Origin of the sequence: Cedecea sp. FDAARGOS_727 (assembly GCF_012273235.1) — a bacterium.
In the GTDB taxonomy this organism is placed as follows: Bacteria; Pseudomonadota; Gammaproteobacteria; order Enterobacterales; family Enterobacteriaceae; genus Cedecea; species Cedecea davisae.
Map to the genome: position 1 here is coordinate 4,525,570 of NZ_CP050966.1, position 12,980 is coordinate 4,538,549.

11 protein-coding genes are annotated in these 12,980 nt (G+C 56.3%); 6 read left to right on the forward strand and 5 right to left on the reverse strand.

Annotated elements, in window-relative coordinates; translation table 11 throughout:
* Positions 1–914 precede the first annotated feature (914 nt).
* The gene (locus FOC35_RS21175) at positions 915–1,454 is read right to left on the reverse strand and encodes a helix-turn-helix domain-containing protein (protein WP_172570124.1); all 540 of its coding nucleotides are present in this window, start codon (positions 1,452–1,454) and stop codon (positions 915–917) included.
* A gap of 94 nt (positions 1,455–1,548) precedes the next feature.
* On the opposite strand from FOC35_RS21175, the gene FOC35_RS21180 reads away from it, so the two are divergent.
* The gene (locus FOC35_RS21180) at positions 1,549–2,715 is read left to right on the forward strand and encodes a benzoate/H(+) symporter BenE family transporter (protein ID WP_172570125.1); all 1,167 of its coding nucleotides are present in this window, start codon (positions 1,549–1,551) and stop codon (positions 2,713–2,715) included.
* Here the strand turns inward: FOC35_RS21180 and FOC35_RS21185 are convergent.
* On the reverse strand, positions 2,698–3,567 hold the full coding sequence (locus FOC35_RS21185; protein WP_172570126.1) for a helix-turn-helix domain-containing protein: 870 nt from the start codon (positions 3,565–3,567) through the stop codon (positions 2,698–2,700). The two genes, FOC35_RS21180 and FOC35_RS21185, sit on opposite strands and share 18 nt — an antisense overlap.
* Positions 3,568–3,739: 172 nt before the next feature.
* Here FOC35_RS21185 and FOC35_RS21190 point away from each other — a divergent pair, with 172 nt between their 5' ends.
* Positions 3,740–4,639, forward strand: coding sequence for a DMT family transporter (locus FOC35_RS21190; RefSeq protein WP_172570127.1), 900 nt, complete (start codon positions 3,740–3,742; stop codon positions 4,637–4,639).
* A gap of 49 nt (positions 4,640–4,688) precedes the next feature.
* Here FOC35_RS21190 and FOC35_RS21195 read toward each other — a convergent pair whose 3' ends face one another.
* Together FOC35_RS21195 and FOC35_RS21200 are read right to left on the reverse strand one after the other, a co-directional pair.
* Entirely contained in the window at positions 4,689–5,357 is a 669-nt protein-coding gene (locus FOC35_RS21195; RefSeq protein ID WP_172570128.1) for a DUF3313 domain-containing protein, read from the reverse strand.
* An 82-nt stretch (positions 5,358–5,439) separates the two neighbouring features.
* Positions 5,440–6,564 (reverse strand): MurR/RpiR family transcriptional regulator, encoded by a 1,125-nt coding sequence (locus FOC35_RS21200; RefSeq protein ID WP_254065324.1) that lies wholly within the window; start codon positions 6,562–6,564, stop codon positions 5,440–5,442.
* Positions 6,565–6,814: 250 nt separating this feature from the next.
* On the opposite strand from FOC35_RS21200, the gene FOC35_RS21205 reads away from it, so the two are divergent.
* From FOC35_RS21205 to celB, 3 genes are all read left to right on the forward strand, one after another.
* Positions 6,815–7,120: a PTS sugar transporter subunit IIB gene (locus tag FOC35_RS21205; RefSeq protein WP_039898171.1), complete on the forward strand. Its 306-nt coding sequence runs from the start codon at positions 6,815–6,817 to the stop codon at positions 7,118–7,120.
* 18 nt (positions 7,121–7,138) lie between these two features.
* On the forward strand, positions 7,139–8,440 hold the full coding sequence (locus tag FOC35_RS21210) for a 6-phospho-beta-glucosidase (RefSeq protein ID WP_172570130.1): 1,302 nt from the start codon (positions 7,139–7,141) through the stop codon (positions 8,438–8,440).
* Between the two features lie 91 nt (positions 8,441–8,531).
* Positions 8,532–9,899: a PTS cellobiose transporter subunit IIC gene (celB, locus tag FOC35_RS21215; RefSeq protein ID WP_016536194.1), complete on the forward strand. Its 1,368-nt coding sequence runs from the start codon at positions 8,532–8,534 to the stop codon at positions 9,897–9,899.
* Between the two features lie 84 nt (positions 9,900–9,983).
* Here celB and FOC35_RS21220 read toward each other — a convergent pair whose 3' ends face one another.
* The gene (locus tag FOC35_RS21220) at positions 9,984–11,579 is read right to left on the reverse strand and encodes an ABC transporter substrate-binding protein (protein ID WP_016536193.1); all 1,596 of its coding nucleotides are present in this window, start codon (positions 11,577–11,579) and stop codon (positions 9,984–9,986) included.
* Between the two features lie 119 nt (positions 11,580–11,698).
* Here FOC35_RS21220 and pepT point away from each other — a divergent pair, with 119 nt between their 5' ends.
* The gene (gene pepT, locus FOC35_RS21225; protein ID WP_016536192.1) at positions 11,699–12,928 is read left to right on the forward strand and encodes a peptidase T; all 1,230 of its coding nucleotides are present in this window, start codon (positions 11,699–11,701) and stop codon (positions 12,926–12,928) included.
* The last annotated feature ends 52 nt before the right edge of the window (positions 12,929–12,980 follow it).

A 12,980-nucleotide genomic window follows, 5' to 3' on the forward strand; every position in this document is an offset into this window, starting at 1 on the left:
GATCGTCGGGAACGGATCGCGAACGACCCCGAATGTTTGGGTGATAGACGGTGGGTTTACCGCTTTAGCGGCGATGAGTTTGCCGGGCGCCGGGGGTTGTCAGGGGGAATGGCGGAATTTCCCCTGACACGTTCACCGTGCGCTGTAATGGCAGAGATAATCTGCTGTGCGGGTGAACGGAACAAAGCCGGACATGCAGGGGTTATCTCTTCTGGTTATAGTCGTGTATGCGAACCCGGAGATAATTCCGTTCACGCAATATCCCGCTGCTTATGTAGCTCCGGCACCCGTGAACGTCTCAGGGGAGTCACCGTCACTCCCCTGAGAACCCGGACTCCCGGCGAGATAAATCGCCGCAAGCGGTAAACCTCCGTTTTATCTCCCAGCCCTGGGTCGGCTGAGATGCGTTCCCGACGCTCACAGCCTCCGCCCGCTCCCGGCGTCCGGACCCTGGTCAGTCGGAGAGAAAACTGAGGCGATTTAAGCCGGAACAAGTGCCGCGCTTCAGGCTTGCAGCCACATTCCAACCCCACGTCGCGTTAGTTTCCGCAGCCACGCCCTTGTCCCAGGCTCTCATCGTCCCCGGCTTTGACCCATTTCAGGCGGGGTGGAGCTGCCGGGAGCAGCGAAAGAGAGCGATCGTCGGGAACGGATCGCGAACGACCCCGAATGTTTGGGTGATAGACGGTGGGTTTACCGCTTTAGCGGCGATGAGTTTGCCGGGCGCCGGGGGTTGTCAGGGGGAATGGCGGAATTTCCCCTGACACGTTCACCGTTCGCAGAACGTGCAGAGGAAGCAGATTTACCGGTGAACGGAACATAGCCGGCTCACAGAGATTATCTCTTCTGATTACAGCCGTTTATGCCAATCCGGAGATGATTCCGCTCATGCAAAATAGTGCAAAAAAGAGACGTTACGCCGTCGTCATCGGATAGTGAATCAGCGAATGGAAATGTGTCTCATCAGCGCCGGGATTACGGTATGCATGAGGCCGATCACCGTGAAATTTAACCCCTTCTCCCGCGCGTAAAAGCCGCCATTCACCGTCGATTTTCATCTCCAGCTCGCCAGTAATTACCACCACATGCTCCACCACGCCGTGGTCGTGTGCGGAGGACTCGCTAAGCGCCCCCGGTGCAAGCCGGATAGAGAAATGATCGAAACGTAGCTGCGGGTCATAAGGGAAAATGGGCACCACCACCATATCCTGCTGCTGCGGATCAAATACCGGGCGAGCGGGCGCGGCTTCCGCCTCAAGAAATACCGAGAACGGCACGTTAAAGCCGGTGGCTATCTTCCAGAGCGTCGCCACCGTCGGACTGGATTCATTGCGTTCGATCTGCCCGAGCATCGCTTTCGAAACGCCGGTTTTCCCGGCGGCGAGAGTCAGGCTCCAGCCCCGCGCCTGGCGCAGGTCTTTCAGGGTATTAGCCAGATGTAATGCTATATCCATATCACTCTCCTTTGGCGGCGTAGTATAGCGCCTTGTGCGCTATAACGCACAATGCTATATTCGCCGGACGTTATAACGCACAAACGAGAACATCATGCGTCTTTCCTTTCCTCCGCTACCCACCGTGCTGGCCGGGTTTGTTGCCGTGCTGGTCGGCTACGCCAGTTCGGCCGCTATTATCTGGCAGGCCGCCGACGCAGCAGGGGCGAATGCCCACCAGATAGCTGGCTGGCTGACGATGCTGGGGATTGCAATGGGCGTCAGTACCCTGGCGCTTACGCTTTGGTATCGCGTGCCGGTGCTGACGGCATGGTCAACGCCCGGCGCGGCGCTGCTGGCTACCAGCCTGCCCGGCACCAGCCTTAATGAAGCTGTTGGCGTATTTATTTTTGCGTCTTTGCTTATCCTGATCTGCGGCGCGACCGGGCTTTTCGCACGGCTGATGCGCGTTATTCCTCCTACGCTTTCGGCGGCAATGCTGGCCGGAGTACTGCTGCGCTTCGGGCTTGAGGCATTCACTTCGTTACAGGGTCACTTTTTACTGAGCGGCAGTATGTTTCTGGCCTGGCTGCTCGCGAAGGTATTCGCCCCGCGTTATGCCGTAGTGGCGGCAATGCTTGCCGGGCTGGCGATTTGCCTTGTCGGCGGCGAGATGAATGCCAACGCGGTTCCTGTTTCCCTGATTATTCCAGAATTCACTGCGCCCGCGTTCAGCCTCACCAGCCTGCTGGGCATCGGCGTTCCTTTCTTCCTGGTGACGATGGCTTCCCAAAATGCGCCCGGCGTGGCGACGCTGAAGGCGTCTGGCTACAACATTCCCGTTTCACCGTTGATGGTGGTTACCGCCGCAATCGCCCTGCTGCTTGCGCCGTTTGGCGTGTTTTCCGTGTGTATCGCGGCCATTACCGCAGCCATCTGCCAGAGCGGTGAAGCGCATCCTGATAAAGACAAACGCTGGATGGCCGCCGCGGCCGCCGGGGTGTTTTATCTGATTGCGGGGATCTTTGGCGGTTCGATTTCAGCGCTGCTCACCGCGCTGCCGCTGGCTTGGATACATACTCTTGCCGGGCTGGCGCTGTTGGGCACCATCGCCGGGAGTTTGCATCAGGGGCTAAACCACGAGCGCGAAAGGGATGCGGCAATCGTGACGTTTCTGGCCACCGCATCCGGCGTGAACCTGCTGGGCGTGAGTTCGGCCTTCTGGGGGCTGGTTGCAGGGGGTTTTTGTTATACGGCGTTTTCGCTATTTAAGCGCGCGTAGCTGTGAAGGCGTTGCGCCGAATACGCTCCTGAAGCGGTTGCTGAAATGGCTTGGCGAGCTGAACCCGCAGGCCATGGCGATATCCGTCAGCGGCAACTGTCCGTGGCGTACCAGTTGCTCCGCCCTCGCCATTCTGCGCTGCATCACGTACTGGTGCGGTGCAAGGCCGGTGGACTGTTTAAACATACGGGCAAAGTGATATTCACTCAGGCCCGCGAGTTGAGCAAGTTCGCCCAGCGTCAGCGATTCACTGATATTCTGCTCAATATAAGCCTGAGCGTTGCGTAACGCCGCAGGCGCCAGCCCGCCGCGAACCGTCGGCAGTTTCCACTGTACGCTGCTGTAATGCTGCACAAGATGCGTCAGCAAGAGCGTTGAAGCGGTGCTTAACGTCAGATGATTGGCTCGCTGCTGCCAGTCGCTACTCAGCAAAAAATGGCGATACAGCTGGGTTATTCGCGGATCATCGGCAAACGTTTTTTCATCAAGATTAATCCCCGCCGGGCTGCGTTCCCAAATCTGTTCGGCAATATCCCGCAGGTGTTCGTCCGTACAGTAGAGATGAACAAATGAGAACTCATCCCGTACGTCCCAGGTTGACTCGCTGTCCTCCGGCATGATGCAGAAACGATCGGGCCCACCGCCGTTGCGCCAGCCGGAGGCCGTTTTCTGATAGGTTTCATACCCCTCGGTTACATACAAGCTGAGCGTGTGGTGATCGCTGCGCTGGGTAATGCAGTCGTCGCCGTTTGACCAGGCCGCAAGCTGAATACCGGAGCCAAGCTGAACGCTACCGTTCAGGCGGGCTTTGTGCTTTTGCAACGTTTCGAAGGCGTGATAAGACGCGGTCATTGGGGAATTTAGCTTCTGGAACATGTCTGCTAGTTTAGGGATTGCGCGCCTTAGTCGCCAGCATCGCGGTGAAAAAAAACCGCAAGAATATGCAAGTCCCGCAGGCGGGTGAAAGCGCTTTTAAGAGCCGCGATTGATACTCATCCCATGTTCCGGACTAATGAGAAATTCAATGAACGCTTTGCTTTATATTCTGGTGGTGGTGATTTGGGGAACTACCTGGATTGCTATTTATATGCAACAGGGAGTGGTGTCCGTACCCGTTTCCATTTTCTGGCGCTTTGCCGTAGCGGCCGTGGTGATGCTGGTCACGTTGCTGGCGCTGGGCCGCCTGAAGCGCATCGCGCTTAAAGATCATCTGTTTTGCGTGCTACAGGGCGCGTGCGTGTTTGGCTTCAACTTCTTCTGCTTTTATCACGCAGCGGCTTATATCAGTTCCGGCCTGGAGTCGGTCATCTTCTCGATGGCGGTGCTGTTTAACGCCTTCAACAATATGCTGTTCTTCCGCAAAAAGCCGTCACCACGCGTTCTGCCTGCGGCAGCTCTGGGGATAGCGGGGATTATCGCCATGTTCTGGCATGATCTGGTTGCTACCCAGCTTGCGCCTTCGCTGTTAATTGGCATTGGCCTTAGCGCGCTCGGCACTTTCGGGTTCTCGCTCGGCAATATGATCAGCACCCGCCACCAGAGCCGTGGCCTGGAAACGCTCTCCACTAACACCTACGCGATGTTTTACGGCACCGCCATTATGGGGCTGGTGGCGCTGGCAGGCGGAGAGTCGTTTATGCCGGACTTTAGCGTGCGCTATATCGGCTCGCTGCTCTACCTGGCGATTTTCGGCTCGGTTATCGCCTTTGGTGCCTATTTCACGCTGGTAGGCCGCATCGGCGCGAGCCAGGCGGCCTACAGTACGCTGCTGTTCCCGCTGGTGGCGCTTTCGTTATCGACGGTTTACGAGGGTCATGTCTGGCACGCTAACGCTGTGCTCGGCCTGGTGATGATTCTGGTGGGTAACCTGGTGATGTTTGCCAAACCCGAGCAGTGGCTACCCTGGCGCAGAAAGCTGGCGTAATAAAAAAACCGCAGCGATGAGCTGCGGTTTTTTGTCTGAATTAAAGCGATTATTTATTCGGAACGTCAAACATCGTGGCATCCGTTGCCAGGCCATCAACAACCTGTTTCAACGTATCGACGGTCACTTTGGCATTCTCATTATTGAGCGTTTTGCCCTCGCCTTTACGCACCACTCGCAGTACCGGTTTATTGGTTGCAGCGTCAATCAGCTCGCCTTCAAAGTAGAGATTGGTGTCCATGGTACGGTGGCCGGTAGCCATCTGCGTGCCCGCTACGACCATGGCAACAGGGATAACCTCATAGAACTGTAGCCCTTCCTTGCTGCTATCCACGCCGGTAATGGCCCCGCGGAAAATCAGGCTATGCGGGCCAGGCGTGGTGACCAGCGGCTTACGTTGCTGCGCCGCGGCTTTTAATTTGGTGTTGGTATAAGCCAGCAAACCGTCCAGTGTTTGTTGGCCTATTTGCGTCGTTGGTTTTGGAACCGGATAATAAACTACCGGGTTATAAACCAGACTGTCGTAATTCGCGGGTTTGAAATTCGGGTCAACCCAGCGCATAACCGTTTTCCCGGTTGCAGATTTGGTTTCCTGCAGGCCGGAATAATCTTTTAAAAACCCAGAGTATTTTTCCGGCGCGGTGGTTTTTGAAGCACACCCCGCCAACGCTAACAATCCTGCCAGACAAGCAACTTTAAAACACGTTGTGGTACGCATCGTTTGATCCCTGTTAGTTGGTATAAGCCTTTCAGGTATAGCAAAAAACGACATTCCTCGAGTGGGTAATGCTGCTTTGATTTTAAAACTCAGAGCCACCGCTCGCTTCCGGCCCGGCGGCTACGCCGTCGCACAGTAAATCAATAATCAGCAGCGAACCGTAGCGACCGTCGCCGGGAGATAACAGAATATCTTTGGCATGTGCGGTCGCGCCCGGATCGCTGGTAACCATAATCACTTCCGCCCCCTGCTTTCTAGCCTGCTGTACCGCTGCCAGCAACGCGCCGTCCGGCCCAGAACCGGCAAGGACGATCATCGCCTGGCCGCTATTTAACATTGAGGCGGTAAAGCTCATCAGCGCAGGGTCGGAGCAGACGCTCGCCGGTAGTCCCTGGGTTAACAACCGGTATTGCAGCAGGTTGGCGAAAGGCGTGTCCGCCGCTCCGGCACTAAAGATATGGATTGCGTTGGCGCGTTTAAGCAGCGCTATTGCCCGTGCAACAGCAGCCTCCTGGAGCATTTCCAGCTGCTGGTTCAGCGTTTGTTGAATGCCGTTTAGCCGCTGCTGCCAGCGTGATGACAGCCCGCTGCCCGGCAGTGCCGTACTGGCCTGAGCCAGTTTCATGCGCAGGTCGCGTATATCGTCGCAGCCCGCCGCCCGCGCAAAGCGGGTAATCGTTGCCGGGCTAACGCCTGCGGCCTGGGCCAGTTGATCGATGGTTGCCGATGCGGCGAAGCCGGGATCGTCGAGTATCGCCTGGGCGACCCGGGACTCTTGCTGGCTGAACTCCGCAAGCCGCTGGCGGATGCGCATGATGATATCGCCGTCGGTATCCCGCCCGATGGAATGAGAAAAACGTTCCAGTACGTCCTTTGCCACGCCGCCTCGATTGGCGAGGTATTGCAGAGTTTCGTTATCCACCCAGGCCGCGTCGCCCAAAACCTGAGACGGTACGGCCAGCGCCTGCTGCACGCGGCTGTCGTCACGCTGGTGGCGAACCTGGCCCAGGAAGTCGTTCATGTCGCTACAGCCGATGGTGCGGGCAAACTGTTGCAGCGTCGCCTGGCTTACGCCTGCCCTGGCAGCCAGCTGTTCCATGCTGGCGTCCGGTAACTGGAAGAAGTTTTCCAGGAAAAAGCGGGCCAGGCGAGTTTCCTGGGGAGATGAGTCGGCTAACCCGTGGACCAGGTGATAAACAATATCCATCGAGGTATGGGTTCCTTGTGTCTGCGTCACGGGTTGATAAGTCATCATAGTGCTTTGAAATTATTTTTCAATTACTGCGGCGTGGTTGCCGCATGCCTTCTCTCAGCCATACCGCATCCTGCTGCAAATTGCTTTGCTATTCGGGAAATCAATAATCCAACGCAGATCACGGTCATGAAAATAATTTTCATACATGCTGAATAAACGCGCTGTTGTTTGAAACAGGTTTTCATTTTTGAGAGGAAAGGTAATGAAAAAGATCATGTTATGTTGCGCCGCGGGAATGTCCACCAGCATGCTGGTGCAAAAAATGCGCACAGAGGCAACGAAGCGCGCCCTGGATGTGCAGATTGATGCCGTGTCGGTCGCCGAGATTGAAAGCCACCTCTCCAGCGCAGACGTCGTGCTGCTTGGCCCGCAGGTGCAGTTCGAACTGGCTCGCCTGACCGAACTTTCTGCCCCGCTTGGTAAGCCAGTCGCGGTTATCGACATGATGGATTACGGCACCATGCGCGGCGACCGCGTGCTGGATAAAGCCATCACTTTAATGGCCTGACCGGACCGGGAGAGAGAGATGAAAATTACCGTTGTGGGCGGGGGCAGCAGCTACACCCCGGAACTGATTGAAGGCCTGATCCTGCGCCATGCCGCCCTGCCGATGACGGAGCTGGCGCTGGTGGACGTGGAAGCCGGGCGTGAAAAAGTAGAGATTATCGCCGCCCTTGCCCGCCGCATGTTCGTTAGTAAGGGGCTTGAGCAGGTCAAAGTTTCGGTTCACTTTGATCCAGATACTGCGATTTCCGGTTCCAGCTTTGTGCTGACCCAGCTGCGCGTTGGTCAGTTGCCCGCTCGTGCCGCAGACGAGCGCCTCGGACTAAGTCACGAGCTGCTGGGCCAGGAAACCACCGGCGTCGGCGGTTTTGCCAAAGCGCTGCGCACTATTCCAGTGATGCTGGATATTGCTAAACGTGTAGAGCGCCTTGCGCCTGATGCCTGGATAATCAATTTCACCAATCCGGCGGGTATCGTGACCGAGGCGGTGTCCCGCTACAGCAACGCGAAGATCGTTGGCCTTTGTAACGTGCCGGTGACCATGCACCACACCATCGCCGAAATGCTGAAACTGCCTTATGACAAAGTGACGCTGCGCTTTGCCGGGCTCAATCACATGGTTTGGGTGCACGAAGTCATTGCCGATGGGCGGGACGCCACCGCCGAAGTCATCGAAATGCTGTGCGACGGCGAGCAGCTTTCGATGAACAACATCAAAGCCATTCCGTGGCCTCCGGCGCTGCTGCGCGCCCTGAAGGCTATTCCCTGCCCTTATCACCGCTATTTCTGGCAAACCCGCACCATGCTCAAAGACGAACTGGCCGATGCTGCCAGCGGTAAAGGCACCCGTGCCGAGCAGGTAATGAAGGTTGAAGCCGAGCTGTTTGAACTTTATGCCAGCCCGCAGCTCGACAAAAAGCCGGAGCAACTTAGCCAGCGTGGCGGCTCGTTTTATTCCGAGGTGGCGCTGGAGCTTATCGACGCTCTGTACAACAACCTCGGCAGGCAAATGGTGGTCAACACCGCCAATAACGGTGCGATTCAGGGCCTGCCGGACGATGCGGTTATCGAAACCAACTGCGTGATAGACGCTCTCGGCGCTCATCCGCTGGCGTTTGGCAAGCTGCCGCCGCTGATGAACGGCCTGACGCAGCAGGTAAAAGACTTTGAGCGGCTGACGATTGAAGCGGCCGTCCACGGCGATAAGCAACAGGCGCTGCTGGCGCTGATTGCCAACCCGCTGGTGGCGGATGTCAACATCGCTCAGGCGCTGCTTGAAGAAGTGCTGGAAAGTAATAAGGCATGGCTGCCGCAGTTTAACTAGCGCCGCTGCCCGGCTGGTGCGCTATGCAGGCTCGCCGGGAAACCAGACCAATAACAATAATACCCGGCCCCGTGCCGGGACAGGGGTAACCGTGTCTACAAAAAAATCGTTCCTTGAAAAATATGTGCTGCCGGTAGCGCTGAAAATCGCCGGGCAAAAACATGTGCTCTCCGTCCGCGACGGGATAATCCTGAACATGCCGTTTATGCTTATCGGCTCGTTCTTCCTGATTTTTGCCTACCTGCCGGTGCCCGGTTACCCGCAGTTGATGAGCGACCTGTTCGGTGCCAGCTGGCAGAGTAAGCTGCTTTACCCGGTAAAAGCGACCTACGATATTATGGCGATAATCTCCAGCTTTGGTATCGCCTACCGCCTGGCCGAAAAGTACCGTACCATCGATCCGCTGACTTCAGGCGCGGTGTCGCTGGTGGCCTTTATTATGACGATTCCACAGAACATTATGTTTACGCCGCCTTCCGGCGGGCCTGCTGAGTTCGTAAAAGGCGTGCTGCCGATGGGGCAAATTGGCAGCCAGGGGCTGTTCGTGGCGATTCTGGTTGCCCTGCTTTCCACCGAAATTTACCGCTTTATCAGCAACCGCAATCTGGTTATCCGCATGCCGGAAGGCGTGCCGCCTGCGGTGGCAAAATCGTTCCTCGCGCTGGTGCCGGGCTTCTGCGTGCTGGCTGTCGTGCTGGCGCTGCGTCTGCTGGTTGAAGCCACACCGTTCGGCGATATCAACACCATGATTACCGACCTGGTTGGCATCCCGATGAGTCACATCGGCGGCTCTCTGCCGGGGATGATCGTTTCGGTTATTCTGATTGGTATTCTGTGGACCCTGGGCCTGCACGGCGACACTATCGTACTGGTGTTTATCCGCCCAGTCTGGCTGACCAACATGTCCGAAAACCTGGCAGCCTTCCAGAACGGCCTGCCGATCCCGCACATCATTACCCAGCAGTTCTATGACCTGTGGATTGCCCCGGGCGGTACGGGCGCGCTGTTAGGCCTGGTTATCTTTATGCTTATCCGCAGCCGCAGCGTGCAGATGAAGCAACTGGGCAAAATCGCCGCCCCCGGCAGCCTGTTTAACATCAGCGAGCCGATGGTATTTGGTATTCCGCTGGTGATGAACCCGTACCTGGTGGTGCCATTTATCCTGACGCCGGTAGTGTTGGTTATCGTTTCTTACACCGCGATGGCAACCGGCCTGGTCGCGCCGCCTGCTGGTATCGCCCTGCCGTTCACCACGCCAATTATCGTCAGCGGCTATCTTGCGACAGGCGGCCATATTTCCGGCTCGATTCTGCAAATTGTGAACCTGGCGATTTCACTGGTGATGTATTACCCGTTCTTCCGGGTGTGGGATAACCTGAAATTCCGCGAAGAGCAGCAGGCTAATCAGACGGCGGCGGCTACGCCGGTAGAGGCGGTTAGCGAGCGTAGTCCAGGCTAACCGGAATCAGGGGGAATGGCATAATTCCCCCTGACACGTTTACCGTTCTCTGAACGTGCAGGGGGAAAAAGCAGCCTGCCTGAGTTACTTCTTCACATCCACCTGATAAAAAATATGCTTCCCGAAAGGATCAACCTCATACCCGGTTACTTCTTTGCGTACCGGCTCAAAGATGGTTGAGTGGGCAATCATCACCGCCGGCATTTGGTCGTGCATCATCTGCTGCGCTTCTTTGTAAAGTTCCACGCGCTTGTCATGATTACCTTCGGCGCGGGCTTCAATAATTAGCTTATCAAACGGCTGGTAGCACCACTTTGATGAGTTGGAGCCGCCGTTGGCCGCGGTACAGGTAAACAGCGGGCCGAAGAAGTTATCCGGATCGCCGGTTGCCGTGGTCCAGCCCATCAGCGCAGCCTGATGTTCACCGCTTTTCACACGCTTGAGGTATTCGCCCCATTCGTAGGTGACAATTTTCGCCGTAACGCCAATTTTCGCCCAGTCGGCCTGAATCATCTCCGCCATGCGTTTAGCGTTCGGGTTATACGGGCGCTGAACCGGCATCGCCCACAGATCGATGCTCATGCCGTTGGCAAAGCCAGCCTCTTTCAGCAACGCTTTAGCTTTCTCCGGATCGTAATCGTAGTCTTTCAGCTTATCGTCCGCGCTCCACACGCCCGGCGGCAGCAGATTTTTTGCTTCAATGCCGGTTCCGTGAAAGACAGCTTCGATGATCGCCGGCTTGTTGATGGCCAGCGCCAGCGCCTGGCGAACCTTCACGTTATCCAGCGGCGGCTTTTGAGTATTGAAGGCGAGAAAACCGGTGTTCAGCCCCGCTTTCTGCATCAGGTTAATGTCTTTATTTTCCTTCATACGCGGCAAATCAGCCGGGTTCGGGAACGGCATCACCTGGCACTCGTTTTTCTCCAGCTTGGCATAGCGCACCGAGGCGTCCGGCGTGATGGAAAATACCAGTCGATCCAGCTTCGACTTGCCCTGCCAGTAGTCCGGGAAAGCGGTAAACAGAATGCGGGAATCTTTTTGGTACTGCTTCAGCTCAAATGGCCCGGTACCGATAGGATCGGAGTCCACGCGCTCGGGCGTGCCCGCTTTCAGCATAGAGTCGGCATATTCGGCGGAAAGTATCGAAGCGAAATACCAGCCCAGATCGGCAACAAACGGCGCTTCCGGGTGAGCGAGCGTGAAGCGAACCGTATTGTCATCCACTTTATCGATGGCGGTAATTAACTTGCCGAACTCCAGGCTTTCAAAGTTGGAGTAGTTGCCGTTGGAAACGTTGTGGTACGGATGCTTTGGGTCCATCTGGCGCATAAACGAGAAAATGACATCATCGGCGGTAAAGTCGCGCGTGGGCTTGAAGTATTTGTTGCTCTGGAACTTTACCCCTTTGCGCAGGTGGAAGGTGTAAACCTTACCGTCTTCACTCACGTCCCAGCTTTCCGCCAGGCTTGGCTGTAACTCGGTGGTGCCGACTTTGAAGTCCACCAGGCGGTTATAAACCGGCACCGCGCTGGCATCCACGCTGGTGCCGGAAGTATAAAGCTGCGGGTTAAAGTTTTCCGGCGAGCCTTCCGAGCAGTAAACCAGCGTACTGGCGGCAACGCCGGTGCTTAAAGAGAGCGCCGCCACGGCGAGCGCAAGCGTTGTAATCTTTGTTCTCATCGCTATCTTCCTGTGGTGTTTGTCCTGACCCTGAATGAATAAAGCTTGTGCAAATCGCCTTAATAAATAACATTAAATTTACATTGCCAACAAACAACATCGAACAATAAGGAAACACTATGCCTTCGCCGCTCAGCGCCCAGCTTACCCAACGTTTCTTCCGCTACCTGGCGGTCACCAGCCAGAGCGACCCGCGCACCGGCACGCTGCCCAGCACGCAGGGGCAGCATGAGATGGCTCAGTTGCTGGCAGAAGAGCTGAGTCAGCTCGGCCTGGACGATATTGTTATTGACCAGCACGCCACGGTAACCGCCGTGAAAAAAGGCAACGTAAAGGGCGCACCTCGCATCGGATTTATCACCCATATCGACACCGTTGACGTTGGCCTCTCCCCGGATATCCATCCGCAAATCCTGCGTTTCAGCGGCGAAGACCTGTGCCTTAATGCCAAAGAAAACATCTGGCTGCGCACCGCCGAACACCCGGAAATCAACGCTTATCCAGGGGAAGACATTATCTTTAGCGACGGCACCAGCGTGCTGGGCGCGGACAATAAAGCGGCGGTAACGGTGGTGATGACCCTGCTGGAAAACCTGACGGCGGAGCATAAGCACGGCGATATCGTGGTAGCTTTTGTGCCGGATGAAGAGATTGGCCTGTGCGGCGCGAAGGCGCTGGATCTGGCGCGGTTTGACGTAGATTTCGCCTGGACTATTGACTGCTGTGAGCTGGGTGAAGTGGTTTATGAGAACTTCAACGCCGCGCACGCCGAGCTAAAATTTACCGGCGTGACCAGCCACCCGATGTCTTCCAAAGGCGTGTTGGTAAACCCTCTGCTAATGGCGACGGATTACATCAGCCACTTTGACCGCCAGCAGACGCCGGAGCATACCGAAGGCCGCGAGGGTTATATCTGGTTTAACGGAATTCAGGCTTCACAGAGCGAAGCGGTGCTGAAGGCCAATATTCGGGACTTCGACCAGGCAAACTTTGAGCGCCGCAAACAGCAGATTGGCGAAGTGGCACAGAAAATTGCTGCTCAATACCCAACCGCGCGAGTGGAATACAGCATCAGCGATACCTACAGCAACATCAGCAATGCTATTACCGAAGATCGCCGGGCAATTGATTTGATCTTTGCCGCCCTCGAAGAGCTTGATATTGAGCCGAAGGTTATCCCAATGCGCGGCGGCACGGACGGCGCAGCGCTGTCGGCCAAGGGGCTGTTGACCCCGAACTTCTTTACCGGGGCGCATAACTTCCATTCCCGGTTTGAGTTTTTGCCGCTGAGGGCTTTTGAGGCTTCTTATAATGTGGCTCTGAAACTCTGCCTGCTGGCGGCGAAGTAGTTTTCCCCTCACCCTAACCCTCTCCCCAAAGGGGCGAGGGGATCAGAACAAG

What these genes read in the sequence shown, in the direction of transcription:
- FOC35_RS21175 (WP_172570124.1), bottom strand. Translation starts at nt 1,454, where the DNA reads ATGGATATAGCATTACATCTGGCTAATACCCTGAAAGACCTGCGCCAG.
- FOC35_RS21180 (WP_172570125.1), top strand. Translation starts at nt 1,549, where the DNA reads ATGCGTCTTTCCTTTCCTCCGCTACCCACCGTGCTGGCCGGGTTTGTT.
- FOC35_RS21185 (WP_172570126.1), bottom strand. Translation starts at nt 3,567, where the DNA reads ATGACCGCGTCTTATCACGCCTTCGAAACGTTGCAAAAGCACAAAGCC.
- FOC35_RS21190 (WP_172570127.1), top strand. Translation starts at nt 3,740, where the DNA reads ATGAACGCTTTGCTTTATATTCTGGTGGTGGTGATTTGGGGAACTACC.
- FOC35_RS21195 (WP_172570128.1), bottom strand. Translation starts at nt 5,357, where the DNA reads ATGCGTACCACAACGTGTTTTAAAGTTGCTTGTCTGGCAGGATTGTTA.
- FOC35_RS21200 (WP_254065324.1), bottom strand. Translation starts at nt 6,564, where the DNA reads ATGGATATTGTTTATCACCTGGTCCACGGGTTAGCCGACTCATCTCCC.
- FOC35_RS21205 (WP_039898171.1), top strand. Translation starts at nt 6,815, where the DNA reads ATGAAAAAGATCATGTTATGTTGCGCCGCGGGAATGTCCACCAGCATG.
- FOC35_RS21210 (WP_172570130.1), top strand. Translation starts at nt 7,139, where the DNA reads ATGAAAATTACCGTTGTGGGCGGGGGCAGCAGCTACACCCCGGAACTG.
- FOC35_RS21220 (WP_016536193.1), bottom strand. Translation starts at nt 11,579, where the DNA reads ATGAGAACAAAGATTACAACGCTTGCGCTCGCCGTGGCGGCGCTCTCT.
- pepT (WP_016536192.1), top strand. Translation starts at nt 11,699, where the DNA reads ATGCCTTCGCCGCTCAGCGCCCAGCTTACCCAACGTTTCTTCCGCTAC.